We start from the raw sequence: 22268 nt of genomic DNA, 5'->3' as shown, positions 1-22268 counted from the left end.
GCGGTTTTTTGTTTTATTATATTTGTATAGAGTGTACTGAAATTAACTGAGTGTAGATTTTTGTTGCTTAACAGGATATGAATACGAAAGGTATAATAAGTATTATTATACCGTTTGAATAACTTAACAATTGTAGTAGTGTATTGGAGTTGAAATGAATCAATTTATTAATTTGCTTCTACAGTTAGGATTTATTGAGCAGGATTAATTTAAAGAGGTGAATGGAATGAATACTAATGTTCAAAAAGAGTTAAATCAATTAGTAGATAAAATGACTTCCTCTCTTTCTGATGTTAATAAAATTATTTTATTTGGGTCTCATGCTTACGGTATGCCTAATGAGGATAGTGATTTTGATTTGTGTGTAGTTGTTGATGGTATTGGTAAGAGGAAAAGAGAAGCCTTAAAGAAATTGAATTTAAGTATATTCGATGTAATGAAAACACCAGTCGATTTACTTGTTTACGGTTCTGAAGAATTTAATGAGCGTTCTGGTAATCCTGTAACAATGGAATACAAGATTGCTGAAGAAGGTAAGGTATTGTATGAAAAATTTCAGTGAGGCAAATTTATGGTTTGAAATTGCAGATTCAGATCTTAGAGCTTCTAATCATTTATTGTCTTTAATGCCTATTCCTTTTGCAATTATCTGTTATCATTGTCAACAGTGTGCTGAGAAATATCTAAAGGGGTATTTAACGTTTAAAGGAACTCATCCGCCTAAAACGCATAATTTATTGCTGTTAGTAAAGGGATGTGCTGAATTTAATATGGAGTTCAATGATTTAATAGATGATTGTGCAGAGTTAAATAGTTATGCGATTGAAGTCAGATATCCTTATTTTGAAGAACTTAATAAAACAGACGTATCGCAAGCTATAAAAAGTGCGGGGAATATTAAAAGTTTTGTTTTAGAAAAAATTAAATAGTAGAGGATGAGCAAAACGGTATGGACATTTCCAACCGTTTTTTTATGAATTTATAAAACTTTTCCATACAGTGCGTCGTCTAATAAATGGGAAGGAGGAAATGATGTGGATGAATTAACGGTAGAAGCGTTTGAAATAGAAGATAAGGAACTCCTTATCGATGAAATAATGAACAAGTATGGACAAGAAGTCTTACAGCTTGTGTATTCATATGTGAATAATAAAGAGGTCACTGAGGATTTAACGCAGGATATATTTGTGAAATGTTATAAATCTCTTCATACATACAAAGGGAAGTCGAATGTGAAAACGTGGTTGTGGAGAATTGCCATTAATCATTGTAAGGACTATATAAAAAGTTGGTATAACAAAAAGGTAATCGTGACAGAGGATGAAGCTGCTTATATTGGGGTTCCAAATGATAGTGTCGAACAAACTGTTATTCAAAATGCGAAGGACCGTGAATTGGCTTCTGCAGTAATGAATTTACCGATAAAATATCGAGAAGTCATTTATCTATTTTATTATGAAGAACTATCAATTAAAGAGATTGCTATTGTAATAGAAGTGAAAGAAAACACGATAAAAACGAGACTGAAAAAAGCGAAGGAGCTTTTGAAGAAAGGATTGGAGGAATAATCAAATGGAAGATCGATTAAAAGGCCTGCGAAAATCAATGAAGAATACAACGTTTAAACATTTGAGTTTTTCTGATCAACACCGAAAGCGGGTGCGCGAAAAAATCAATGCATCACACGAAAAGGAAGAGGACATCTCGTTAGCCATTTTACAACTCCTCAGTAATGAAAAAACAGGATACGAATTGTCACAGCTACTACGAGGGAGAGGGATTCAAAAATTCGAAGGAAATGAAGGGTTTTTATATACTGTATTACATCGTCTAGAACAGAATCGTTTTATCCAATCAAGTTGGGATCATTCAGGAGCTAAATATTATCAATTAAATGATAAGGGAAGAAAGATGCTGCGAAAGGCAGAAAAAGATTCTACGAAGGCACGGTTTATATTAAAAGGATTAGTACAGGAGTGAGATAAAATTGAACAAAAAAGGGGAGCGTTTTTTAAGTGAAGTTACCAATCATATTAAATCAAAAGAAGTAAAGAGCTTTGTAGCAACTGAACTAGATTTTCACTTAAAACAGGCGAAGAACACGTGGATAGAAAAAGGTTTAGGTGAGGAAATTGCTGAAAATAAAGCTGTGGAACAAATGGGAAGTCCAATTAAACTAGGGCAGGAACTTAACAAACTTCATAAGCCGAAGGTAGATTGGTTCTTAATTATTTTGTTAGTGGCTGCTATGGGGTTAGGGTTTTTGCCAGTTTTAGCTTTTGGATATACGAATGATGTAATAATGAATAAGTTGATATTTGTTATTCTCGGTGTTGTAGCAGCTCTTGGGATGATGCTGATTGATTATCGGAAGTTAGAAAGACTCGGATGGCTGTTTTATACAATCGGAGTACTTATCCTGTTAATGCTATACTGTTTTCCAAACGCTTCGATGGCTGGCGAACCGTTAATAAAAATTGGTCCCATTGCAATTGACTGTTTAATGGCAGTGCCGTTCTTTTTTCTAGCTTGGGCTTCCATTTTCAATGGTAGTAGGATAAAGGTTATGCATCTTGTGGTTTTATATTTATTTTCTTTGTGTTTATTCTTAACTGTAGCAACTCTTTCAACGGTTTTTATCTATATCACGATGGTATTCGTTATGCTTTGGTGGAGTAATTTAGGAAAGAAAAAGGCATTGATTATTACAATTGTACCGATTTGTTTATTGATTATAAGGGTATCCTTTTCCTGGTCCTCAGTAAAAGGATATCATTTGGATAGATTTTTAGGATATTTAAACCCAGAGCGTGATGCAGGGGGCGCAGGGTTTATGTATGTACGTTTAAAAGAGGTAATGTCGTCAGCAGGTTGGTTTGGTACATCTGGAGATACAAAGTTCATCCCTGCTCCAGATACTGATTTTGTGTTTGCAAGTTTGACTTACTATTACGGGTATTTCCTTGCCTTGGTCCTTGTTTTAATTCTTTCTCTTTTTGTAGCAAGATTAGTAATCATATCTTATAAAATAAATGATCGGTATGGTAAATTGCTTCTCGTTGGAGGAATGACTCTTTTTGTAGTTCAGTTTATTTATAACGTGGGCATGATCCTAGGCTTATTACCGATTGCTGCTATATCATTGCCTTTTATTAGTTATGGATTAACACCAACTTTATTTCATGCGCTTTTAATGGGGATCGTGTTAAGTGTATATCGACGTAAAGATATGTCGTTTAGAATGAAAAAAACACCTTGATAAAAATCAAGGTGTTTTCGTTATACATTCAAAACTCTCCGAAGCAGCCCCTGTTACAAAAGGACTAACCTCACCAACGCTATAAAGCTGCAATTCATGCATTGCGCGTGTACAAGCAGTGTAGAACAATCTACGTAGGCTTTCATCACTGTACACATCTTTAGAAGCATCGTAAATAATGACAGCATCAAATTCGATACCCTTCGCTAAATAAGCAGGGATAACGACGATGCCTTGCTCATACTCGGCTGAGTTACTTTTCACAAGTTTAATATTCTCGATATGACTGAGTGCCTCGTATGCAGCGGCACTTTCAGCCGCGGATTTACATATAATTGCGATCGTATTGTGCTGTTGTTTTTGTAGTTCAGCAACTTTGGAAGTGATACGCTCATGCAGCTCACTGTAATCCGAAACTTTAGTTACTGTAGGCTTTTCACCGTCACGTTCAAATGCATTAATGTTCTTTCCTTCAGGTACGAGGTCCCGTGTAAATTCAATTATCGGTTTTGTTGAACGATAGCTACGAGTTAGGTTAATGCCGTTCGTTTCATCTGGTCCGTATAAGCTAGTAAGTGTATTGAAATTCACTGCTTCACTCGCATGGGCAAATATTGCTTGGTTAAAGTCTCCGAGCACTGTCATTTTTGCGGCAGGGAAGAGACGTTTTAAAAACTCGAACTGAAACGGAGAATAATCTTGTGCTTCGTCTACGAGTACGTGTTTAATTGATCTGTTCGTTTGGAAGCCTTCAATTAATTCTTTTAAAAGTAAAAATGGAGTCGCATCCTCGTAATGTAGCTTTCCTTCATCAAGCATGTTCACAGTTAATGAGCAAATTTTGTCCCATTCTTTAGGCTTTTCTCCAGTAACCCATGATGCATCTGTGAAGAGTTGTTTATATATGCCTGTAAAATTGATAAAACGTAGTGTTTGAACGCCTTTACGTAACGGTTTTAATTTTTTACGGACAATCATACGACCGAGTACTTTCGTTTCTTTTTCATAATCATTAAAGGAGTTGTCATCAAACTCGCCTTTTTTCTGTAAGTATTTATAAGCTTTTTGATACTCATCTTTACTAAGTAGTTCAATTTCTTCTTCTACCCAAGGCTTTTTCAGTTCTGTTTTTTCAATTGTGTCTATTTGTTTGTTTAGCCAATCCGTTAACTTCTCAATTCGATTATGGAAGCGGAGGGAGGAATCAGTATTATAAAATTGCTCTGTAATTTCTTTAGCAGAGGCAATCAGTTTTCCTCTAAATTTCATTCCTCTAAATAGCATGCCTGAAGATTCAAGAGATTGTCTGTACGCTCTAATCATCTCGAAAAATTGAGTAGATGCTTTAAATCGAATGCTCGCATTTCGAGTTTTATAATTTGCGCTATTCGTTTCAGTTAGCATATATTCTAATTGCTCGTAAGGATCCTCAACGTCAAATGACTTACTTAGTCTATGGTTTAAATATTCTTGGAATGTAACTTGCTGCATATTCTCTTCACCGAGTTCTGGCAGTACGTTAGATACGTAGCTGTTGAACATGGAGTTAGGGGAGAAGAGAATGATTTGATCTGCTTTTAGCCATTCGCGATATTTATATAGTAAGTAGGCGATTCGCTGCAGGGCAGCTGACGTTTTACCGCTACCAGCAGCTCCTTGAACGATAAGTAGTCGCCCTTCATCGTGACGGATAATTTCATTTTGCTCGCGCTGAATAGTAGCAACGATACTTTGCATATGTTTGTTTGTTCCTTTTCCGAGCGCTTGTTGCAGAATTTCATCGCCAATTGTGAGGCTCGTATCGAACATTGAATCAATCTCGCCATTCTGAATTATATATTGTAATTTCTTCTCCACATTACCGCAGATTACGCCTCCTGGTGTGCTGTATTCAGCCGGTCCTGGTGGATAATCGTAGTAAACACTTGAAATTGGTGCGCGCCAATCGTATATAAGAAAGTTTTCTCCGCTTGCATCGGTAAGTGTAGCAACGCCGATATAAATTTGTTCTGCACCAATTTCTCCTTCTTCTTTGAAATCAATTCGTCCGAAGTAAGGTGCTTTATGCATACGGCGTAGTGCGGCAAGTCGATTAAAGGTGTGCTTATGGGTAATTTGTGTTACGGCTAGTGATTGAGCTTGTTGTCTTAAGTTGATAACTGTTTCAAGATAATCGTCAAAAGTATCAGTATTAACTTTTACATCATCCCAAAAGTGTTTACGAATGTTGATTACTTCTGCCCGGCGTCTGCCAGTTTCGCTTTCCAGTTTATCAATTTGCTCCGTAATCGTTTCTATTACGTTATCCAATCGTTTTTGCTCTTGATCAAGTTTTTTGTTCATACGTAAGCACTCCTTTAAAAGTGAAAAATAGAGGTTGACTGAAGATGTGTTTTGGTGTACAATTAAGATACGGATAAATACATTCTTTTATTTTTAGTGAATGCGTTTCTGTACTAATTTAACATAGTTTTTTAATTTAATCAATGATAATAAGATAAACCTTGGTTTCGTGCTGTACGAAATCAAGGTTTTTTTGTGTTGAATGGAGTAAGATGGGGGAGTATATCGATTTATCGGTAAAAAACTACTACAAAATAAAAAAGCTTGGGGCTACCCAAGCTTTTTTCACTTCATTATTTCTGTGCGTCTTTTTTAGCGTCAGCTTTTGGTTCTTCGAAAAGATCTTTCAAATCTTTGTCGTCAACTTTTACGTCAGCTTTTTTGATTTCTTTCATCATAAGATCGTTCATAAATTGAGCATCTTGTGTTTTTTCTTGAACTGCTTCTTTTTTGATGTCAGCTTTTGCTTTATCGAAAGTTGCGTCAGCATGAGTCTCAGTTACTTTAATGATATGGTAACCATGCTGTGTTTTTACTGGTTCACTTACTTCATCTTTTTTCAGCTTACGAGCAGCTTCATCGAATTCTTTTACCATTTTATCTGGTCCGAAGAATCCTAAGTCGCCACCTTTTTCTTTTGAACCTGGATCTTCAGAGTACTTTTTCGCTAACTCTTCGAAAGATTTACCTTGTGCAAGTTCTTCTTTCACTTTTTTAGCAGTCTCTTCATCTTTTACAAGAATATGGCTTGCTTTAATTTCTTGCTTATAGTCCTCAAATTTTGCTTTTAAGTCTTTATCAGTAATTGCTTTTTCAATCGCTTGTTCTTGAGCTAATGAAGCGCGAACGCCATTTTTAACTGTTTCTTCTTTAAGGCCTTGTTGTTTCATTAGTGTATCGAATTGGTCACCGACTTGCTTTTTCATTTCATCGAACTTTTTGTCTACTTCTTTTTCATCGACTTTGTAGTTTTTAATAAGTACTTTTTCCATAACCATGTTATTTAGTACTTGTTTACCAGCTTGTGTCTTCATTTGATTGTAGAACTCTTCTTTAGTGATGTCACCAGCTTTAGATGTAACAATTTTGTCTGATGATGATGTTCCACATGCTGATAATGCGATTACACTTGTTGCGGCTAAGGCAAGCATAGCTTTCTTCATTCAATAAACACTCCTACTATTATGTATTTTTAATTTATCCCATACGAATGAAGAAACGCCTTATGATAGGTTATTTTCGTTCATAAGAACCTGATTAAGTCTCACTGATGTCTTTGCTTTTTTTATATGTAAAAGCACGCTTAACAGGGCTTACCGAGGCTTTAGGATAAAGTTTAGATGCGTGTCGTTTATTTCATAGTATAAGCAATATGTACAAAATTTAATATATCATATTTCGACGGGTTTTCCTATTGATAAAGAAATTTTAACCAGTTTGTGTCAGATTTTGAAAGGGTACCATATTGGGCGCATGTCGCATATACAGAAAAGAGGAGGGGATGGGGGATGAATTCAAAACTTATTTTATTACTTGTACTGTTTATTTTATTAGTTATAGTAGGTATAATTTGCTTATAGAGGAAAAAAATGAGGAAGGGGCTTCCTTCCTCACTTTCCATGAAATATAATTTCTACATAACTAGAAATTAATAGAATGGTAATACATACATTAATAACTCGAAAGACACCGGGCTGGCGGCTCGCAGATATTTGTTTTCGCTCACACAGTGTATGTGTCATGAAATTCGTGTAAAATATAACAAGAAGTGCGAATGCAACAAAAACAACGGTTATAAGAGTCATGAGGCGAGACCTCCTTTTGGCTAAAATACATATACTTTATATATTGTATCATACGATATTTTGTTCGTGTTACAAAATTCAGAAATAGAAGACTTTGTGTTAGGAAGCGAGGGAGAAAATGGACGTTGTAAGAAGACTAGAACAAGCTGAATACTACGTAGACCTACTATTTAAAATGATTGATGAAGAAAAGTGTCCATTTTATTCTTTAATCATAAAGAAAAAAGCTCGTAAAAAAGACATTGAACGTATACTAAAACTTTGTGAAAAGCTGAACGAACAATATGTAGTGGAGAAAGCAGAAGGCCTTCTATTGTTTGGTGCGCTATTAGATCAATTTGAAAAAGCGCTTCCACATCAGCTCGAAGTACACGAAACTGCGGAAGCGCTAGCAAAACAAGGTTTATTTAAGCCACTTATGAATGAATTCTTAAGCATGATTGCGAAAAAATAAATAGATTATTTCTTAACTAACTTTTGATCGGATTCCGTAAAGTTCTCCTCGATATCTTCTAATGATTTCTCAAAAATATCGATGAAGTCTTGTCCGTAAATATTACGCAGGATTGCAATCAGTTCGATATTTTCTGGGAACTTACCGTAAAAATTACGAAGTTCAAGTGCCCCATTAAAAACAGAATTATTTTCAGGATCATACTCCTCCATTAAGCGAAGTAGTAATTCTTCCCCTTTGTCTGTAATTTCAATGTACGTATTTCGTTTATCATCTTCTTTTTTAGAGAATACAAGATAGCCGCGTTCTTCAAGCTTTTTAGAGAAGTTAAACGCCGTTGATACGTGCATAACTCCAAACTTAGCAATCTCAGAAATAGAAGCCCCTTTTAAATGATAAGCGATGGTTAAAATGTGATGCTCGTTAATGTTTAAATCGTAAGGTTTAATCCATTGTTGCCAATCTTTCTCTACGCATTTCCATAACGCTTTCGATAATTGAGCAATACGTTGGCTGAAAATCATCGCTTCTTTTACCGAGTAATTTTTTTCTCCACTTTTCATTTACTCACCCACTTTAACATTCTTTTTTCATTATTATCTATTATGCCAGTAAAATAAAAATTAATAAAGTCTTTTTGTGAGAATTGTGAAAATTTTTCGGAAAAATAACATTCTATACAAATCATGCATAACTATGGAAGCGTTTTATGAGTCGAGAATACATGTGTTGTCTTTACATGTTAAGGGATAACATATATTGTAAATGCATAAAAACACGGCATATCTATGTGATATGCCGTGTTAAGGTCAATTCGTATGAAAAATATTTGTTATATGCAAAAAACTAAGCAGGAATATGTTTACGCTTTTTCTGGAACGGCTTCTTGTAGTTTCTCAATTGACTTTTGAATGTCTAAAATTTCTTTTTCGATATGTCGTTTGTTTTGAGAAATATCTTGTTTCCAGTTAGAAAGCGTGTCATGCATATCGTCTTTTAGTTCTTGGAATACTTCTTTACCTTCTGAAGCAGTTTCAACGATTTGACGCTTTAATAACTTCGTATCAGCTGTAATATCAGCTAATGTTTTTTTAATATCAGTTCCTTTTTCTTTCAGCTTACCGCGCATAGCTTTACCAGAAGAAGGAGTTGAGAAAAGAACGGCTAGTCCAGCAACTGCTCCGCCGCAAAGTACACCTGTAATAAAGGATTTAGCTTTTGACATAAAAGGAAACCTCCTTATTTTTCGTTCGTATTCATGATGTATAAAAGTGTGCATATCTTTAAGACAAGGGGAAGAAAAGTGAGCTTTTCTCTCTTGTACATGCTATGCACAAAAAATCATACCCCCGGCATTTTTTGTGAAGAAAGAAGCCATACAATAAATGCCAGAGGAATCGGCTTATTATGTATTACTTCTTATTATAGTGGCACTATTTCACACTATTTGCAATTGTACTTGCGATGTTTTGTAAATTTTCCATTGTGTATTCATTTTGGTGTGATTTCCAAACAGCACCGAAACCATCGTTTTCACCGTAGCGTGGAATTAAATGAAGGTGGAAGTGGAATACAGTTTGTCCAGCTTTCTCGCCGTTATTGTTAAGTAGGTTGAAACCAACTGGATTAAATTCTGCTTTCATTGCATTTGCGATTTTTGGAACGACCGCAAAAATATGTGATGCGATTTCTGGCGTTAACGCAAAAATGTCTTGTTTGTGAACTTTCGGAATAACAAGAGTATGTCCTTTTGTTACTTGACTAATATCTAAAAATGCAAGTACATGTTCATCTTCGTATACTTTTGAGCAAGGGATTTGCCCGTCAATGATTTTACAAAAAATACAATTGTCCGCTGTATGATTCATCGATCTCATCCTTTCAAATAGTCTTAGCCGTATTTTACCATAATTACATAGGAGAACAAACACGAAAAACAGGAAGCTGACTCAGCTTCCTGTTTTCTGAAGAGGGATTGAAAAAGCATTTTTTATAATTTACGGTTCGCAGACACCTCATTTATTTAAGAAATGCACGGTAAATCGGCTAAAGTTTCTGCCGTAGACACCCCATTTTCAAGTGAAATGAATTGCAATCTTTTTTTAAAATGAAATTGTTTATTTTTTAAAACAGTATATGCTCTTTCGGAGACACCCCGTTTCGAAAATGAAACAAATTATCTGGTTATGTGTAAATTTCATTGTCCAACTTGGACACCCCATTTCATGATGACTTCACTATGTTGTTGTACTCATCAATTGGTGGTTGCTTTTTCAATGTGTTCCTTCTTCACTAATTATGATGTCCGCTTTCGTAAAAATATATGCCAAGAAATTTAAATTTTTTTTTTGAAGGCATCGATACTATGTAGTGCACCATGATTTTTGGTAAGATGAATATATACATTTCTTACAAAAGTGAATGAATATAAATGAAGAAAGTGGTGTCGTATGAGCGAGTTATTGCGTGTAGAAAATGTTACAGGAGGATATACGAAACGACCTGTACTGCAAAATGTTTCGTTCTCTGTTAATAAAGGCGAACTTGTTGGCTTGATCGGTTTAAATGGAGCCGGGAAAAGTACGACAATTAAACATATCATCGGTTTAATGGAGCCGAAAAAAGGAACTGTCACAATTAATGGGAAAACAATTCGTGATGATATGACAGCGTACCGTTCTAGTTTCTCCTTCATTCCAGAAACGCCAGTATTATATGATGAGTTAACGTTAGAAGAGCATTTGAAATTAACAGCGATGGCGTACGGTGTAGATGAAAAACAATATGAAGAACGCGTAGGACAACTATTACAAGAGTTTCGGATGAAAAATCGTTTGAAATGGTTTCCGTCTCATTTCTCAAAAGGGATGAAACAAAAAGTGATGATTATGAGTGCATTTTTAGTTGAACCATCACTTTACATTGTGGACGAACCTTTCGTTGGGCTTGATCCGTTAGCGATTCAATCACTTCTTCAAATGATGGATCAAATGAAAAAGAGTGGTGCGGGCATCTTAATGAGTACACATATTTTAGCGACAGCAGAGCGCTATTGTGATTCATTCATTATTTTGCATCAAGGTGAAGTGAGAGCGATGGGAACATTATCAGAACTTCAATCCGGGTTTAATATGCCTGGTGCAACGCTTGATGATATTTATATTGCGTTAACGAAGGAAGAAGATTATGAATAGCACAGCGTTATGGAAAGAACGATTTCGCCACTTTCTAAAAGAAGTTCGTACATATAGTAAATACGTATTTAATGATCATTTGAAATTTATTTTCGTATTTATCATCGGCGCAGGAGCGTATTATTACCAGCAATGGTTACAAACGTTAACACCTTCGTTTCCGACAGCGTTTGTTATGGCAGTCTTACTTGGCCTCGTATTAACAGCTGGGTCCATCCAAACGTTATTAAAAGAAGCGGATCTCGTGTATTTGCTTCCAGTTGAAGAAAAGTTAAAGCCTTACTTTACGAAGGCATTTCTCTTTACGTTTATGATTCAGTTATACATAATCGCAATGGTAGCAGCTGCGCTTGCCCCGTTATATTTCCAGCAAATGAAACAAACAGGTGCCAATTACATATGGATTGTAATCGCGTTTGTCATTGTAAAAGCGTGGAATTTATTCGTAGCGTGGGAAAAATCCTTTTTAACAGATCAAAGCATTCAAAAAGCAGATTGGTTCATTCGCTTTATCTTAAACGGCTTATTTGTGTACTTCCTTGTAGAACGTACTTCATTCATTTTTACCGGTGTAATTGTCTTTCTTATGGCACTATACCTTGCTGTTATGCATCAAAAGGTGAAAGGAAAGCCGCTAAACTGGGAGTATTTAATTTCTGAAGAAGGTAAAAAAATGATGCTGCTGTACCGCATTGCGAATATGTTCGTTGATGTACCAGCGTTAAAAGAGAGAGTATCACGTAGGAAATGGCTTGATTTCATTCTTTCGATGATCGGTGAGAAACGTACATATTTATACTTATATACGAGAACATTTTTAAGATCGGGTAACTATTTCGGATTATATATGCGTTTACTCGTTCTTGGGGGAATTATTCTTTACTTTATCCCATTTTTATATGGACGTTTTATCGTAAGCCTTGTTTTCTTATACTTAATCGGCTACCAGCTCTTAACCCTTTGGAAACATCACCGTATGAAAGTTTGGCTTGATTTATATCCGGTAGGGGGAGACGAGAAGAAGAGAGATTTCCTTACTTTATTAAATGCGATTCTTATTATCGGCAGCGTTGTATTTACAGTTATATTTGCACTTGCGACGAAAGATTTCATAATGACCGGCATTTTATTTGTAGTAAGCATATTATTTAGTATTGGTTTCGTTTATCAATACGGTGCAAAGCGCATTGAGCGTTTAAACTGAAAGGAATGAACCTATGATTACATATGAAGAGAAGGTTATAAAAGAATTGGAGCAGTGGAAAGCTACATTCATGAAAGATTCTTCTATGATGACACGGTTCTCTAAAAAAGTGCAGGTGAAAGTGCAACAACTAGTGCCCGCGAAAGTGCAAAAGGTACTAACAGAAACGATTCGGATGATGGTGCAAACAATTAGTGCTGGATCAAACTTCATAAAACCGAAGCTAAAAGAAACGAACTGGTCACTGCAAAGACGAGACGATGAAGTACGTAAAAAAATGGATGAGTACAAAAAAGTCGCAGCGGCAGAAGGGGCAGGAACAGGAGCAGGTGGTATTCTCCTTGGCCTTGCCGATTTCCCGTTATTACTTACTATTAAAATAAAATTTTTATTTGATGCAGCAACATTGTACGGATTTGATACGAGTAAAAAAGAAGAGCGCCTTTTTATTCTTCACGTTTTCCAACTTGCTTTTTCAAGTGACGATCACCGAAAAGAAGTATGGAAAGCGATTGAAACGTGGGATACAGAAGAAGAAAATCATATGGACTGGGAAAAGTTCCAAACAGAATACCGAGACTATATCGATTTAGCAAAAATGCTCCAGCTCGTCCCGATCATCGGTGCCCCGGTCGGCGCATATGCGAATTATCAATTATTGCAAAGGCTTGGGGAAGTGACGATGAATTGTTATCGTATGCGCTTGCTTAATAGAAATTAATTTGTTTTACAAAAAGTATCCTAAATTACACATTTAGGATACTTTTTTTTATTTTTATTCATATTTTTAATTTTTTTACCAATAATATACAGATAAAGTTACTTGAGCTTACTTTACTGTATTTAGGGGTGCAAAATATGAAAGTATCAATATTTATTACTTGTGTTGCAGATATTTTTTATCCAGAAGTAGGGAAAGATGTTGTGGAAATTCTTGAAGATTTAGAGTGTGAAGTTGATTTTCCAAAAACTCAAACTTGCTGCGGACAACCTGCTTATAATAGCGGGTATGTGAAAGAAACAAAAACAGCTGCAAAACATATGATTGAAGCCTTTGCCAGTTCAGAATATGTTGTGGCACCATCGGGGTCTTGCGCTATGATGGTTCACGAGTTTTCTAGCTTATTTTCTGAAAGCGAAGCAGATTGGAAGAAAAAAGCTACTGAACTTGGAAATAAAACATATGAATTCACACAATTTCTTGTGGAAGTATTAGGGAAAGAAGACTTAGGTGCAGAGCTTCATAAAAAAGCAACGGTTCATACATCTTGTCATATGAGCCGATTAATGGGGATTAAGGAACCACCGCAAAAACTATTAAAGTGTGTAAAGGGACTGGAGGTTGTTTCATTGCCGCATAATTATGATTGTTGCGGATTTGGAGGGACATTCTCGGTGAAAATGCCAGAAATCTCTGAGCAAATGGTTGAAGAAAAAGTAAAGCATATTATGGAAACCGGTGCGGAAGTGTTAATTGGGATGGATTGTAGCTGCTTAATGAATATAAAAGGACGTTTAACACGTAATGGTTATCCAATTGATGTAAAACATATTGCTCAAGTATTAAATGAAGATCGAAAACAAGGGGGGATATAGAGATGGGAATGAAAATTGGGAACGATCCCTTTCATAAGCGTACTGCAACAGGTATTGGGGATCAATTTATGCGACAGGCTGTCAGGAAAGCGCAAGATGGTCTGAGAGTCAAGAAATTAAAAGCTACTGAGAGTCTTGGGAACTGGGAAGAATGGCGAGCTTTAGGAGAAGAAATTCGAAAGCATACATTAGAAAACCTTGATTATTATTTATATGAGCTGAGTGAAAATATTGAGAAAAACGGTGGTTTCGTTTATTTCGCAAAGACTGCAGAAGACGCAAGGGAATATGTAAAAGAGATTGTAAAAAAGAAAAACGCGAAAAAAATTGTGAAATCAAAATCGATGGTAACGGAAGAGATTAGTTTAAATGAAGCGATTGAAGAAGCTGGAGCGGAAGTGTTAGAAACAGATCTTGCTGAATTTATTCTACAAGTGAACGACCACGATCCTCCATCACATATTGTTGTTCCGTGTCTTCACAAAGATAAAGAACACATTTGTGAAATATTTAAAACAAAGTTAAATTACACTGGAACATCTGATCCTACGGAAATGGCGAGGTTTGTAAGATCGTATTTACGTGATGATTTTTTTGCAGCGGATATAGGGGTGACTGGATGTAACTTTGCTGTTGCAGAGTCTGGGTCAATTTCTATCGTAGCAAACGAAGGAAATGCAAGACTTACTACGACACTTCCAAAAACGTTGATTACAGTTATGGGGATGGAACGTATTGTTCCAACATGGGAAGAGCTTGATGTTTTAGTAACACTTCTATGCCGAAGTTCTGTAGGACAAAAGTTAACAAGTTATATTACAGGGTTAACTGAGCCTGGCGGAACAGATGGACCTGAGGAATTTCATTTAGTCATTGTTGATAATGGCCGTTCCGATATTGTAGGAACAGAATTCCAAAGTGTCCTCCAGTGCATTCGTTGCGCGGCATGTATTAATGTGTGTCCTGTATACAGGCATATTGGTGGGCATGCATATGGCTCTATTTATCCAGGACCAATTGGAGCTGTGTTGACACCGCTTTTAGGGGGATATGATGAATATAAGGATTTACCTTACGCATCTAGCCTTTGTGGTGCTTGTACAGAAGCGTGTCCAGTGAAAATCCCGTTACACGACTTATTAATTAAACACCGCAGCCGCATTGTAGAAGAAAAACAATCACCCGTAGCTTGGAACGTGGCTATGAAAGGTTTTGAAAAAGCGGTTAAGAGTCCTAGACTATTTTCTTTTGCAGCGAAGAGCGCTCCGTATGCATTAAAACCTCTTGCAAAAGGGGATAAGATCGAGCGTGGAATTGGACCGTTAAAAGCTTGGACGGATGCGAGAGATTTTCCAGTTCCGAAAAAACAACCGTTTCGAGAGTGGTTTGAAAAACACGAAAAGGAGAACAATGATGGCCATCCAAAATCGTGAGGAATTTTTACTCCAGTTATCAGAAAAGCTTGGTAGGAAACGTCCAGAAGCAGTGAAAAAACCGAACTGGTCTTTTTCCCCGCAGTGGGATGTTTTTGACGGACTGGCGCAAGATGAACTTGTATTAAAGTTAATAGAGCACTGCGAAGTGATTCATACAGAAGTAAAGCGAACAACAAAGGAAAACCTTGTTGAAACATTGGGGTCTTTTATAACAGATTGGAATATCAAATCTGTTATATGTTCGAATGATGAGCGCTTTAATGAGTATGGTCTTACGCCATGTTTCAGCAATGAAGGAACAACACATTTTCGTACATGGGGATTAGATCATAAAGAAGAGGACGTAAAATTTGCGAAAGCTGCTGACCTTGGCATTACGTTCAGTGATATGACTTTGACAGAATCAGGAACCGTTGTGCTATTTAATGATGGGTTAAAAGGAAGACATGTGAGTCTTCTTCCAGAGTCATATATTGCAATCGTTCCTAAAAGTACGATTGTACCAAGATTAACCCAAGCTACAAAACTGATTCATGATCAAAGTAAAGCGGGAGAAAACTTGCCGGCTTGTGTGAACTTCGTTTCTGGTCCGTCAAATAGCGCGGATATTGAAATGAACCTTGTCGTAGGTGTGCATGGGCCAATTAGAACAGCGTATATTATTGTGGATGATCAATAATGATTTACGTGTGCGAGTTGGAAATATAGATGAAGCATTATAAGAATACTGAAAATAGAAAGCGCTGGCTGTTAAATATAACCGGGGCTTTCTATTTTGTGTGCCCTTACTGGTGAAGAAACCTTAAGAAGGAAAATTTTAATCTCTGTTTCAGTTTTCTACGCTACTATAACTAACTGAATTGTGTCTTTTCTTAGAAGCTAAACACACTATAACTAGCTCCAATTATAATGAATACGATAAAGAGCAGAATGAGTAATAAAAGCCCACTACTACCGCTCTTACCATCTTTGCCATCTTCACCGCCGCCGCTACCACCTTTACCGCCAGATCCCATATGAAAATCCTCCTTATCGTTATACATTGTTTTTACTTTATATTTTTCTAGGTTCATCAAGAAGTTCCTTTTAAAACTCTAATTAACTTGCAAATCATTCATTTTCATTTTACAATTTACTTACCGACCGGTAAGTAAAAATAAGTGAGGTACAGTATGACAAAGAATTTACAAACATCGCAAAACATTGTAGAGGCATCATTTAAACTCATGGCAGAGCATGGCATTGAGAAGATGAGTCTTTCAATGATTGCGAAAGAAGTAGGTATATCAAAGCCAGCTATTTATTATCATTTTCCGTCTAAAGAAGCGCTAGTTGATTTTTTATTTGAAGAGATTTTTTCTGGATATTATTTCGTGGGTTACTTCGATAAAGAACAATATACGAAAGAAAACTTTGCAGAAAAGTTAATCGCAGATGGTTTACATATGTTGTCTGAGTATAGAGGCCAAGAAGGCATATTACGCGTTATAAATGAATTCATCGTAACTGCGACGCGAAATGAAAAGTATCAGAAACGCTTATTTGAAATACAAGAAGATTTTTTAAATGGATTCCACGATTTATTAAAGAAAGGTGTGGAACTTGGTGTTGTGTCACAACATGCAACTGAAGAAAACGCGCATACGTTAGCGCTCGTTATTGATAATATGAGTAATTACATATTAATAGGATTCCAGTTAAAGTATAAAGAAATTTGGATTCAAAATGTGAAAAACGTAATGAAGGAGAGGGAATAAAAATGAAAATGCAGAAAAACTGGTGGCTCGGTTTTCTGGGGTTAATTGGAATTTATAAAATCCCAGGTATGATTGAAGCTTTTCAAGCGGATAAAGGTTGGTTTGCGTTAATTAGTTTAGTTTGGCTGCTTTGGTTCGGGTATTTTATTCCTGAGAAAAAAGAGGATAAATAATAAATTTTCAATTTTATGTAAAGTTATGTAAAATATAGATTGAGACAATTCGTATATTAGATTAATAGATTTGGAGTGGTTACATGGATCCATTGAAAAATGAAATTCATCCTGACATGGTCAAGGTGTGGAAAGTTCGTGCTGTAATTGAAGAAGGGATCGGTATTCTCGTCATTTTAACTTACCTGTTCCTTATGATAAAGTTTGATTGGTGGGCGTGGATTTTGTATGTGATGGTTGGGCTAACAGTTGCGCTAGCACCATTTTCGTACTTTGTATTCCCGAAACTGCGTCAGCGTTATTATAGCTACCAACTAAATGAAGAAGAACTTGAAATTCAGCACGGTCTTTTCGTTGTAAAGCGCGTATTAGTACCGATGATTCGTGTACAGCACGTTACAATTGAACAAGGACCAATTATGAGAAAATATGGATTAGCAGAATTACATATTTCAACAGCGGCAACTTCTCACAGCATTCCAGGCTTAACGATATATGAAGCAGAAATGTTAAAAACGAGAATCGCAGAATTAGCGAAAGTGAGTGATGAGGATGTATAAGAGGCAGCATCCCATTACGATGTTATTAGAATTAAAAATAACAGACTTTATACCATTATTTATTTTCATGTTTAGTTTAAATGGAAAGTTTCCATTTTGGTATTTAATTCCCGCTGGATTCGGTTTACTCACCGTCTTTTCAGCGTTTGAAAAATGGTATTACACAACATACTGGGTTGAAAATAACGTATTACATGTGAAACAAGGGCTCTTTGTGAAGAAGGAGAGCTACTTAAATAAAGAACGTGTTCAAACGATTAATACAAGTTCAAACGTGTTATATCAAATGCTCGGTTTAAAGAAAATTCAAATCGAAACAGCTGGCGGAGGCGATGATGCCGAAGTAAGCCTAGCTGGTATTACAGAAGATGAGGCGAAGGAGCTTATTTCCTTACTAAATGAGCCAACTCCAGAAGTAAAAGCAGAAGAAACATCAGAAGAAGTAGTAGAAAAAGAAGTTATGACAGAGGAAAAGCAAGCGACAGAGTACAAATTAACTTTGAAAGAAATTTTATTAGCATCTGTTACATCTGGTCAGTTTGGATTATTATTCTCATTAATCTTTTTCGTGTATCACCAAGTAGATGAGTACATTCCGAAATGGATAAAAAATAGCGTAGAGTCGTATGTAATGGATCATGATATATACGGCTGGATTTACATGGTAGCTATTTTACTCGTCCTTTCGTGGATTATATCTACAATTGGTTACGCGTTAAAACATGGTAATTTCACAGTAAATCGAAAAAACGATGAAGTGCGTATTTCTCAAGGATTACTTGAAAGGAAAGAACTAGTACTAAAGTTACACCGCATTCAAGGAATTACGATAAAAGAAGGTATTTTCCGTCAGATGTTCGGTTATTGTGCTGTGCAAGTCGAAGTCATTCAAAGTAAGGGATTGGGAGAAGAGAAAGACAAAGTTACGCTGCATCCGATTATTCGAAAAGATCGTGTGCAAGAGTTACTCGCTCATTTACAATTGCCATATGAACTGAATACAAATATTACTGCATTACCAAAAGCAGCCTTGCGCCGTTATTTAATTGATAGTTTCATTTTCTTCCCAATGCTAGCAGTCCCGCTTACTGGGATAAGTATATACTTTGAAAAGTATTTCATCATGTGGGCGTTGTTACCGCTAGCTATCCTCATCTTTACACTTGGATACGCAACATTTAAAACAAATGGTTACGGTGTAAATGGAGAACAAATTACGATTATAAATCGTAGTATTGGGAAACATACAGGACTTGTAAGAAGAAGACACGTCCAATCAATTGAAAAAACACAATCATATTTCCAGCGCCGAGCGGATTTATGTACGTATACGTTTTCTAGTGCATCATCGAATTATAAACTAGAGCATACGAGAGTAGAAGATGCGGAGAGAATGCAGGATTGGTATAAGAAGAGAATAAGTGAGAATTAATTTGAAAAGGCTTGCCTAGTATGAAAGGCAGGCTTTTTTGTTATGGAGAAATGAGTAATTTGATTCATATATGGGTGCAAATACAGCTCACATTTCTCAATGCGTATCAGAAAAAAGTAGTACCTTTCTATTTCAGGGAAATTCGTGAAATTTTTGATATAAATGGTATACTAATATAGAAATAATATTAGGAGGTTATATATGATAAGTCAGTTGAAAAGAGAAGCACTTGATGCATTAAAAGGAAAATGGGGATTAGCGGTAGGGGCAACCTTATTACTTGGAATCCTTATTGGAGCTGTTGAACTTCTAATTACAGGTGTTTTCTCGATGTTTTGGGGTTGGGAAGAAGCAAGTGATTCGCTTACAGTAAGTATTATTGCAATGCTTGTTATTGGTCCGTTAACAATAGGCGCCTACTATCTTGTTTTAAATGTAATCCGTGAGACTAGTGCTCGCATTGGTGATTTATTTAGATGGTTTAGCGATGGAAGTAAGCTTATGAAGTCGTTTTTAACATATTTACTAATGTATGTATACTTGATGCTATGGACATTACTTCTTATTATTCCGGGTATTATTAAATCATTTTCTTATTCTATGACGTATTTTATTTTGAATGATCGTCCAGAATACACAGCGAATCAAGCAATTACCGAAAGTCGCCGTATGATGAATGGACATAAAATGGATTACTTTTTACTATGCTTAAGTTTCCTTGGCTGGTTCATTTTAAGTATTCTTACTTTAGGAATCGGTTTCTTATGGTCTGCACCTTATTTCTACGCGACATCGGCAGCGTTTTATGAAGAGATTTCAAAAGAATATTATAAAAAAGAAGGTACTACCTTCTAATAAAACACCTAAACCACTTATCCCCTAAAGAATATAGGGAACAGACGGTTTAGGTGTTTTGATATGTGTTCTGTTTTCGGGTTCACTTCAGGATAAGGTATAGGTTTTTATATAGAAATTATTCCCTCTATGTTTTATCATAGAGGGTTATTTTTTTATGTAAAAATGATAGGAAATAGTGAATAATATATGTGAAGGGAAAAGTGAGGTGAGCATGATTGAGGAAATTTTTAATTCCGTATTCCCATTCTTTATTAAGCTTATTTATTTCAATGACGATAGTTCAAATATACGATGAGAAGGGGATTTTCGAAGGAGGGCTATTTTCTATTTTTACGAATCTTTTTATTGCTATGGCCAACATGTTGGCTGCTACTTTGATAATTGGAATCCCTGTTGTTTTAGTTGGCTGTCTTCTTGGGGAGATATTGTTTAGGTGTGTTATTTTACCTGTAAAGCTACATTTTATTCCATCCTTAATTTTATATATTCTCTTAGCTATAAGTATTGTTTTTGGTTATGAAGTTATATCTGACGGGTTCCCTACAATATATGAAAATACGCGTATTGTTGTAATGATGTACTTTATGGGACTAACTGTCATTTGCTCTATTACATTTTTAGTAAGCAGGACTACATATGAAGAGAAATAAGGTGATTATATGAAATACACTTGTCCATGCTGCAGATATAAAACGTTAGAAGAACCACCAGGTACATATGAAATCTGTAACATATGTTATTGGGAAGATGATTCTGTTCGGTTTAACGATCATGACTTTGAAGGCGGAGCAAATGAGCCCTCGTTAAGACAAGCGCAGAGAAATTTCATTGCGTTTGGTGCTTGCGAGGAATGCTTTGTTGAATCAGTTAGAAAGGCGACTAGTGAAGATGTGAGGGACGCTAGTTGGAGAGAAATTTGTTAAGTGGTTTATAGGTAGAAAATGTTATTACTTATAGAAAGAGAAGTAATAACATTTTTTATTTAGTGATTAAAGGATTGGCACCGTCTTATAAAATAAAACAATAAAGCTGATAGGGTGGTAGGAAGACCAGCGTCGAAAAATGCTTGAAAACTAAAGGATAGGAAATCGACTCGTTAAAATTGTATTTCACATTTATGGGGATATTAGGAATTTATATAAATGTATAGATGTATAGTCTGCGGAGTGTATTTAATGTTATCATATTGGATGATATGGAAATTTTTAATAGAAGAAGCAACTAACAATTCAAATGTAATGAAGCCTATATTGAATAAAAAATATCTAGTAGTATTCAACAATATTAAAAATAAAATACGTATTTAGATAGAATTAGTAGAAATGAGGGTTTAAAAAGGAATGAACACGAGCATAACACGGCAAAAAATTTTAGCCGCCGCTTCTCAAATTGTTCAATTTAAAGGAGTAGCTAAGTTAACTTTAGAAGCAGTAGCAAAAGAGGCAGGTGTAAGTAAAGGTGGGTTATTGTATCACTTTTCAAATAAAGAAGCTTTAATAGAAGGCATGATACTTAAAGGGACAGAGGAGTATCATGGTGCTATTCATAATAAGGTAACGGAAGACACAGAGAAGAAAGGAAGGTGGGTTCGTTCTTTTGTAGAGGAAAGATTAAGTAATGAGAAAAGAACAGAAGAGTTGTGTAGTAGTATGATGGCAGCATTAATGCTAAAACCGGAATTACTTGAGCCATTACAACAAGCATTTCAGCAATTGCAAACTAAAATAGAAAATGATGAAATGGATTCTGTTTGTGCCACAATTATTAGATTAGCAGCTGATGGATTATGGTATTCGGAATATTTAGGGATTGGAAGACTAAGTTCTGAATTAAGAGAAAAAGTGATTCAAGCTCTTATCAATGCTTCCTATAAATAGAATATACAAACTATAGAATAAAAAATAATTCCCCATTGGTTTATTTAATCCGATGGGGAATTATTTTTTTATTAGAATAATAGAACAATTTTGCAGGGTGTTGAATTATAACCGTCCAGACGGTATAGTAATATTTGGTTCAAAAGGAAAATGAAACAAAAAAAGAATAAAAAAATATTTTTAGCACACTATTCGAAAGGATAGGCCGCAAAGCTTAGAGTCTACGGTAATATATTGGTTACTAAGATCGTCTGGTTGCACATTTTTGATGCAACCGGACGGTCTTTTTTTGTTATATAAATATAAAAAATTAGGAGGAA

27 protein-coding genes and 1 riboswitch are annotated in these 22268 nt (G+C 35.6%); of the genes, 20 read left to right on the top strand and 7 right to left on the bottom strand.

Going from position 1 to position 22268, the window contains the following annotated elements; all coding sequences use genetic code 11:
• The first annotated feature begins 226 nt into the window (after positions 1–226).
• From MKX66_RS14465 to MKX66_RS14445, 5 genes are all read left to right on the top strand, one after another.
• Entirely contained in the window at positions 227–562 is a 336-nt protein-coding gene (locus MKX66_RS14465) for a nucleotidyltransferase domain-containing protein (RefSeq protein WP_002087180.1), read from the top strand.
• Positions 546–929, top strand: coding sequence for a HEPN domain-containing protein (locus MKX66_RS14460; protein WP_002188619.1), 384 nt, complete (start codon positions 546–548; stop codon positions 927–929). Before MKX66_RS14465 ends, MKX66_RS14460 begins: the two co-directional genes overlap by 17 nt.
• A 105-nt stretch (positions 930–1034) precedes the next feature.
• Entirely contained in the window at positions 1035–1568 is a 534-nt protein-coding gene (locus tag MKX66_RS14455; protein WP_341086482.1) for a sigma-70 family RNA polymerase sigma factor, read from the top strand.
• A gap of 4 nt (positions 1569–1572) precedes the next feature.
• Positions 1573–1980: a PadR family transcriptional regulator gene (locus MKX66_RS14450; protein ID WP_341086479.1), complete on the top strand. Its 408-nt coding sequence runs from the start codon at positions 1573–1575 to the stop codon at positions 1978–1980.
• A 7-nt stretch (positions 1981–1987) separates the two neighbouring features.
• Positions 1988–3259: an FtsW/RodA/SpoVE family cell cycle protein gene (locus MKX66_RS14445; protein ID WP_341086476.1), complete on the top strand. Its 1272-nt coding sequence runs from the start codon at positions 1988–1990 to the stop codon at positions 3257–3259.
• 6 nt (positions 3260–3265) lie between these two features.
• On the opposite strand, the gene helD is transcribed toward MKX66_RS14445, so the two are convergent.
• The 3 genes from helD to MKX66_RS14430 all read right to left on the bottom strand — a co-directional run bounded on the left by helD (position 3266) and on the right by MKX66_RS14430 (position 7407).
• Entirely contained in the window at positions 3266–5602 is a 2337-nt protein-coding gene (gene helD / locus MKX66_RS14440; protein WP_341086475.1) for an RNA polymerase recycling motor HelD, read from the bottom strand.
• A 293-nt stretch (positions 5603–5895) separates the two neighbouring features.
• Positions 5896–6765: a peptidylprolyl isomerase PrsA gene (gene prsA / locus MKX66_RS14435; protein ID WP_061689386.1), complete on the bottom strand. Its 870-nt coding sequence runs from the start codon at positions 6763–6765 to the stop codon at positions 5896–5898.
• A 447-nt stretch (positions 6766–7212) separates the two neighbouring features.
• On the bottom strand, positions 7213–7407 hold the full coding sequence (locus MKX66_RS14430; RefSeq protein WP_000172693.1) for a hypothetical protein: 195 nt from the start codon (positions 7405–7407) through the stop codon (positions 7213–7215).
• Between the two features lie 118 nt (positions 7408–7525).
• Between MKX66_RS14430 and MKX66_RS14425 the strand changes: the two genes are divergently transcribed.
• Positions 7526–7861, top strand: coding sequence for a DUF1878 family protein (locus tag MKX66_RS14425; protein WP_341086473.1), 336 nt, complete (start codon positions 7526–7528; stop codon positions 7859–7861).
• Between the two features lie 5 nt (positions 7862–7866).
• Here the strand turns inward: MKX66_RS14425 and MKX66_RS14420 are convergent, their stop codons facing one another.
• From MKX66_RS14420 to MKX66_RS14410, 3 genes are all read right to left on the bottom strand, one after another.
• Positions 7867–8424 (bottom strand): HTH-type transcriptional regulator Hpr, encoded by a 558-nt coding sequence (locus tag MKX66_RS14420; RefSeq protein WP_002150075.1) that lies wholly within the window; start codon positions 8422–8424, stop codon positions 7867–7869.
• Between the two features lie 299 nt (positions 8425–8723).
• Positions 8724–9086: a YtxH domain-containing protein gene (locus tag MKX66_RS14415; RefSeq protein WP_002011120.1), complete on the bottom strand. Its 363-nt coding sequence runs from the start codon at positions 9084–9086 to the stop codon at positions 8724–8726.
• Between the two features lie 208 nt (positions 9087–9294).
• The gene (locus MKX66_RS14410; RefSeq protein WP_001016832.1) at positions 9295–9729 is read right to left on the bottom strand and encodes an HIT family protein; all 435 of its coding nucleotides are present in this window, start codon (positions 9727–9729) and stop codon (positions 9295–9297) included.
• 582 nt (positions 9730–10311) lie between these two features.
• Here MKX66_RS14410 and ecsA point away from each other — a divergent pair.
• The 6 genes from ecsA to MKX66_RS14380 all read left to right on the top strand — a co-directional run bounded on the left by ecsA (position 10312) and on the right by MKX66_RS14380 (position 15970).
• Positions 10312–11055: an ABC transporter ATP-binding protein EcsA gene (gene ecsA, locus MKX66_RS14405; protein ID WP_001292616.1), complete on the top strand. Its 744-nt coding sequence runs from the start codon at positions 10312–10314 to the stop codon at positions 11053–11055.
• Positions 11048–12259 (top strand): ABC transporter permease, encoded by a 1212-nt coding sequence (locus MKX66_RS14400; protein ID WP_033708868.1) that lies wholly within the window; start codon positions 11048–11050, stop codon positions 12257–12259. Before ecsA ends, MKX66_RS14400 begins: the two co-directional genes overlap by 8 nt.
• Before the next feature lie 13 nt (positions 12260–12272).
• Complete coding sequence (gene ecsC, locus MKX66_RS14395; RefSeq protein WP_002030211.1) at positions 12273–12980, top strand: ecs operon protein EcsC; 708 nt, start codon at positions 12273–12275, stop codon at positions 12978–12980.
• A gap of 137 nt (positions 12981–13117) precedes the next feature.
• Positions 13118–13855, top strand: a complete 738-nt coding sequence (locus MKX66_RS14390) for a (Fe-S)-binding protein (protein WP_341086472.1) — start codon at positions 13118–13120, stop codon at positions 13853–13855.
• A gap of 2 nt (positions 13856–13857) precedes the next feature.
• The gene (locus MKX66_RS14385; RefSeq protein ID WP_016119766.1) at positions 13858–15288 is read left to right on the top strand and encodes a LutB/LldF family L-lactate oxidation iron-sulfur protein; all 1431 of its coding nucleotides are present in this window, start codon (positions 13858–13860) and stop codon (positions 15286–15288) included.
• On the top strand, positions 15269–15970 hold the full coding sequence (locus tag MKX66_RS14380; protein WP_341086470.1) for a LutC/YkgG family protein: 702 nt from the start codon (positions 15269–15271) through the stop codon (positions 15968–15970). Before MKX66_RS14385 ends, MKX66_RS14380 begins: the two co-directional genes overlap by 20 nt.
• Positions 15971–16163: 193 nt before the next feature.
• On the opposite strand, the gene MKX66_RS14375 is transcribed toward MKX66_RS14380, so the two are convergent.
• Positions 16164–16307, bottom strand: coding sequence for a sporulation protein YjcZ (locus MKX66_RS14375; protein ID WP_100248471.1), 144 nt, complete (start codon positions 16305–16307; stop codon positions 16164–16166).
• Between the two features lie 156 nt (positions 16308–16463).
• On the opposite strand from MKX66_RS14375, the gene MKX66_RS14370 reads away from it, so the two are divergent.
• The 8 genes from MKX66_RS14370 (at position 16464) to MKX66_RS14335 (ending at position 21948) form a co-directional block, all read left to right on the top strand.
• Entirely contained in the window at positions 16464–17048 is a 585-nt protein-coding gene (locus MKX66_RS14370) for a TetR/AcrR family transcriptional regulator (protein ID WP_341086468.1), read from the top strand.
• Positions 17049–17050: 2 nt separating this feature from the next.
• Positions 17051–17221 carry a hypothetical protein gene (locus MKX66_RS14365; RefSeq protein WP_002188645.1) on the top strand — a complete coding sequence of 57 codons (171 nt, stop codon included), beginning with the start codon at positions 17051–17053 and terminating at the stop codon, positions 17219–17221.
• Positions 17222–17304: 83 nt separating this feature from the next.
• A complete protein-coding gene (locus MKX66_RS14360; RefSeq protein WP_215590876.1) occupies positions 17305–17781 on the top strand; it encodes a PH domain-containing protein in 477 nt (158 codons plus the stop codon).
• On the top strand, positions 17774–19213 hold the full coding sequence (locus tag MKX66_RS14355; RefSeq protein ID WP_341086465.1) for a PH domain-containing protein: 1440 nt from the start codon (positions 17774–17776) through the stop codon (positions 19211–19213). The genes MKX66_RS14360 and MKX66_RS14355 overlap by 8 nt, the downstream gene beginning before the upstream one ends.
• Before the next feature lie 201 nt (positions 19214–19414).
• Positions 19415–20068, top strand: coding sequence for a DUF975 family protein (locus tag MKX66_RS14350; RefSeq protein ID WP_002030230.1), 654 nt, complete (start codon positions 19415–19417; stop codon positions 20066–20068).
• Positions 20069–20286: 218 nt separating this feature from the next.
• Positions 20287–20721 carry a hypothetical protein gene (locus MKX66_RS14345; RefSeq protein ID WP_002087154.1) on the top strand — a complete coding sequence of 145 codons (435 nt, stop codon included), beginning with the start codon at positions 20287–20289 and terminating at the stop codon, positions 20719–20721.
• Between the two features lie 9 nt (positions 20722–20730).
• The gene (locus tag MKX66_RS14340; protein WP_341086464.1) at positions 20731–20994 is read left to right on the top strand and encodes a CPCC family cysteine-rich protein; all 264 of its coding nucleotides are present in this window, start codon (positions 20731–20733) and stop codon (positions 20992–20994) included.
• A 417-nt stretch (positions 20995–21411) separates the two neighbouring features.
• Complete coding sequence (locus MKX66_RS14335) at positions 21412–21948, top strand: TetR/AcrR family transcriptional regulator (protein WP_215590879.1); 537 nt, start codon at positions 21412–21414, stop codon at positions 21946–21948.
• A gap of 172 nt (positions 21949–22120) precedes the next feature.
• A riboswitch (cyclic di-GMP riboswitch) is annotated at positions 22121–22211 on the top strand.
• The last annotated feature ends 57 nt before the right edge of the window (positions 22212–22268 follow it).

This window comes from Bacillus sp. FSL R9-9530 (assembly GCF_038008145.1).
Classification (GTDB): domain Bacteria; phylum Bacillota; class Bacilli; order Bacillales; family Bacillaceae_G; genus Bacillus_A; species Bacillus_A mycoides.
This window is presented reverse-complemented; position numbering and strand designations above follow the sequence as displayed.

Excerpts from the sequence above, each read along its gene's own strand:
- MKX66_RS14375 (WP_100248471.1), bottom strand. The coding sequence starts at position 16,307 with ATGGGATCTGGCGGTAAAGGTGGTAGCGGCGGCGGTGAAGATGGCAAA.
- MKX66_RS14350 (WP_002030230.1), top strand. The coding sequence starts at position 19,415 with ATGATAAGTCAGTTGAAAAGAGAAGCACTTGATGCATTAAAAGGAAAA.
- ecsA (WP_001292616.1), top strand. The coding sequence starts at position 10,312 with ATGAGCGAGTTATTGCGTGTAGAAAATGTTACAGGAGGATATACGAAA.
- MKX66_RS14335 (WP_215590879.1), top strand. The coding sequence starts at position 21,412 with ATGAACACGAGCATAACACGGCAAAAAATTTTAGCCGCCGCTTCTCAA.
- MKX66_RS14385 (WP_016119766.1), top strand. The coding sequence starts at position 13,858 with ATGGGAATGAAAATTGGGAACGATCCCTTTCATAAGCGTACTGCAACA.
- MKX66_RS14390 (WP_341086472.1), top strand. The coding sequence starts at position 13,118 with ATGAAAGTATCAATATTTATTACTTGTGTTGCAGATATTTTTTATCCA.
- MKX66_RS14415 (WP_002011120.1), bottom strand. The coding sequence starts at position 9,086 with ATGTCAAAAGCTAAATCCTTTATTACAGGTGTACTTTGCGGCGGAGCA.
- MKX66_RS14355 (WP_341086465.1), top strand. The coding sequence starts at position 17,774 with ATGTATAAGAGGCAGCATCCCATTACGATGTTATTAGAATTAAAAATA.
- MKX66_RS14420 (WP_002150075.1), bottom strand. The coding sequence starts at position 8,424 with ATGAAAAGTGGAGAAAAAAATTACTCGGTAAAAGAAGCGATGATTTTC.
- MKX66_RS14400 (WP_033708868.1), top strand. The coding sequence starts at position 11,048 with ATGAATAGCACAGCGTTATGGAAAGAACGATTTCGCCACTTTCTAAAA.
- MKX66_RS14450 (WP_341086479.1), top strand. The coding sequence starts at position 1,573 with ATGGAAGATCGATTAAAAGGCCTGCGAAAATCAATGAAGAATACAACG.
- prsA (WP_061689386.1), bottom strand. The coding sequence starts at position 6,765 with ATGAAGAAAGCTATGCTTGCCTTAGCCGCAACAAGTGTAATCGCATTA.
- MKX66_RS14360 (WP_215590876.1), top strand. The coding sequence starts at position 17,305 with ATGGATCCATTGAAAAATGAAATTCATCCTGACATGGTCAAGGTGTGG.
- MKX66_RS14430 (WP_000172693.1), bottom strand. The coding sequence starts at position 7,407 with ATGACTCTTATAACCGTTGTTTTTGTTGCATTCGCACTTCTTGTTATA.
- ecsC (WP_002030211.1), top strand. The coding sequence starts at position 12,273 with ATGATTACATATGAAGAGAAGGTTATAAAAGAATTGGAGCAGTGGAAA.
- MKX66_RS14425 (WP_341086473.1), top strand. The coding sequence starts at position 7,526 with ATGGACGTTGTAAGAAGACTAGAACAAGCTGAATACTACGTAGACCTA.
- MKX66_RS14410 (WP_001016832.1), bottom strand. The coding sequence starts at position 9,729 with ATGAATCATACAGCGGACAATTGTATTTTTTGTAAAATCATTGACGGG.
- MKX66_RS14370 (WP_341086468.1), top strand. The coding sequence starts at position 16,464 with ATGACAAAGAATTTACAAACATCGCAAAACATTGTAGAGGCATCATTT.
- MKX66_RS14340 (WP_341086464.1), top strand. The coding sequence starts at position 20,731 with ATGAAATACACTTGTCCATGCTGCAGATATAAAACGTTAGAAGAACCA.
- MKX66_RS14380 (WP_341086470.1), top strand. The coding sequence starts at position 15,269 with ATGGCCATCCAAAATCGTGAGGAATTTTTACTCCAGTTATCAGAAAAG.
- MKX66_RS14365 (WP_002188645.1), top strand. The coding sequence starts at position 17,051 with ATGAAAATGCAGAAAAACTGGTGGCTCGGTTTTCTGGGGTTAATTGGA.
- MKX66_RS14460 (WP_002188619.1), top strand. The coding sequence starts at position 546 with ATGAAAAATTTCAGTGAGGCAAATTTATGGTTTGAAATTGCAGATTCA.
- helD (WP_341086475.1), bottom strand. The coding sequence starts at position 5,602 with ATGAACAAAAAACTTGATCAAGAGCAAAAACGATTGGATAACGTAATA.
- MKX66_RS14465 (WP_002087180.1), top strand. The coding sequence starts at position 227 with ATGAATACTAATGTTCAAAAAGAGTTAAATCAATTAGTAGATAAAATG.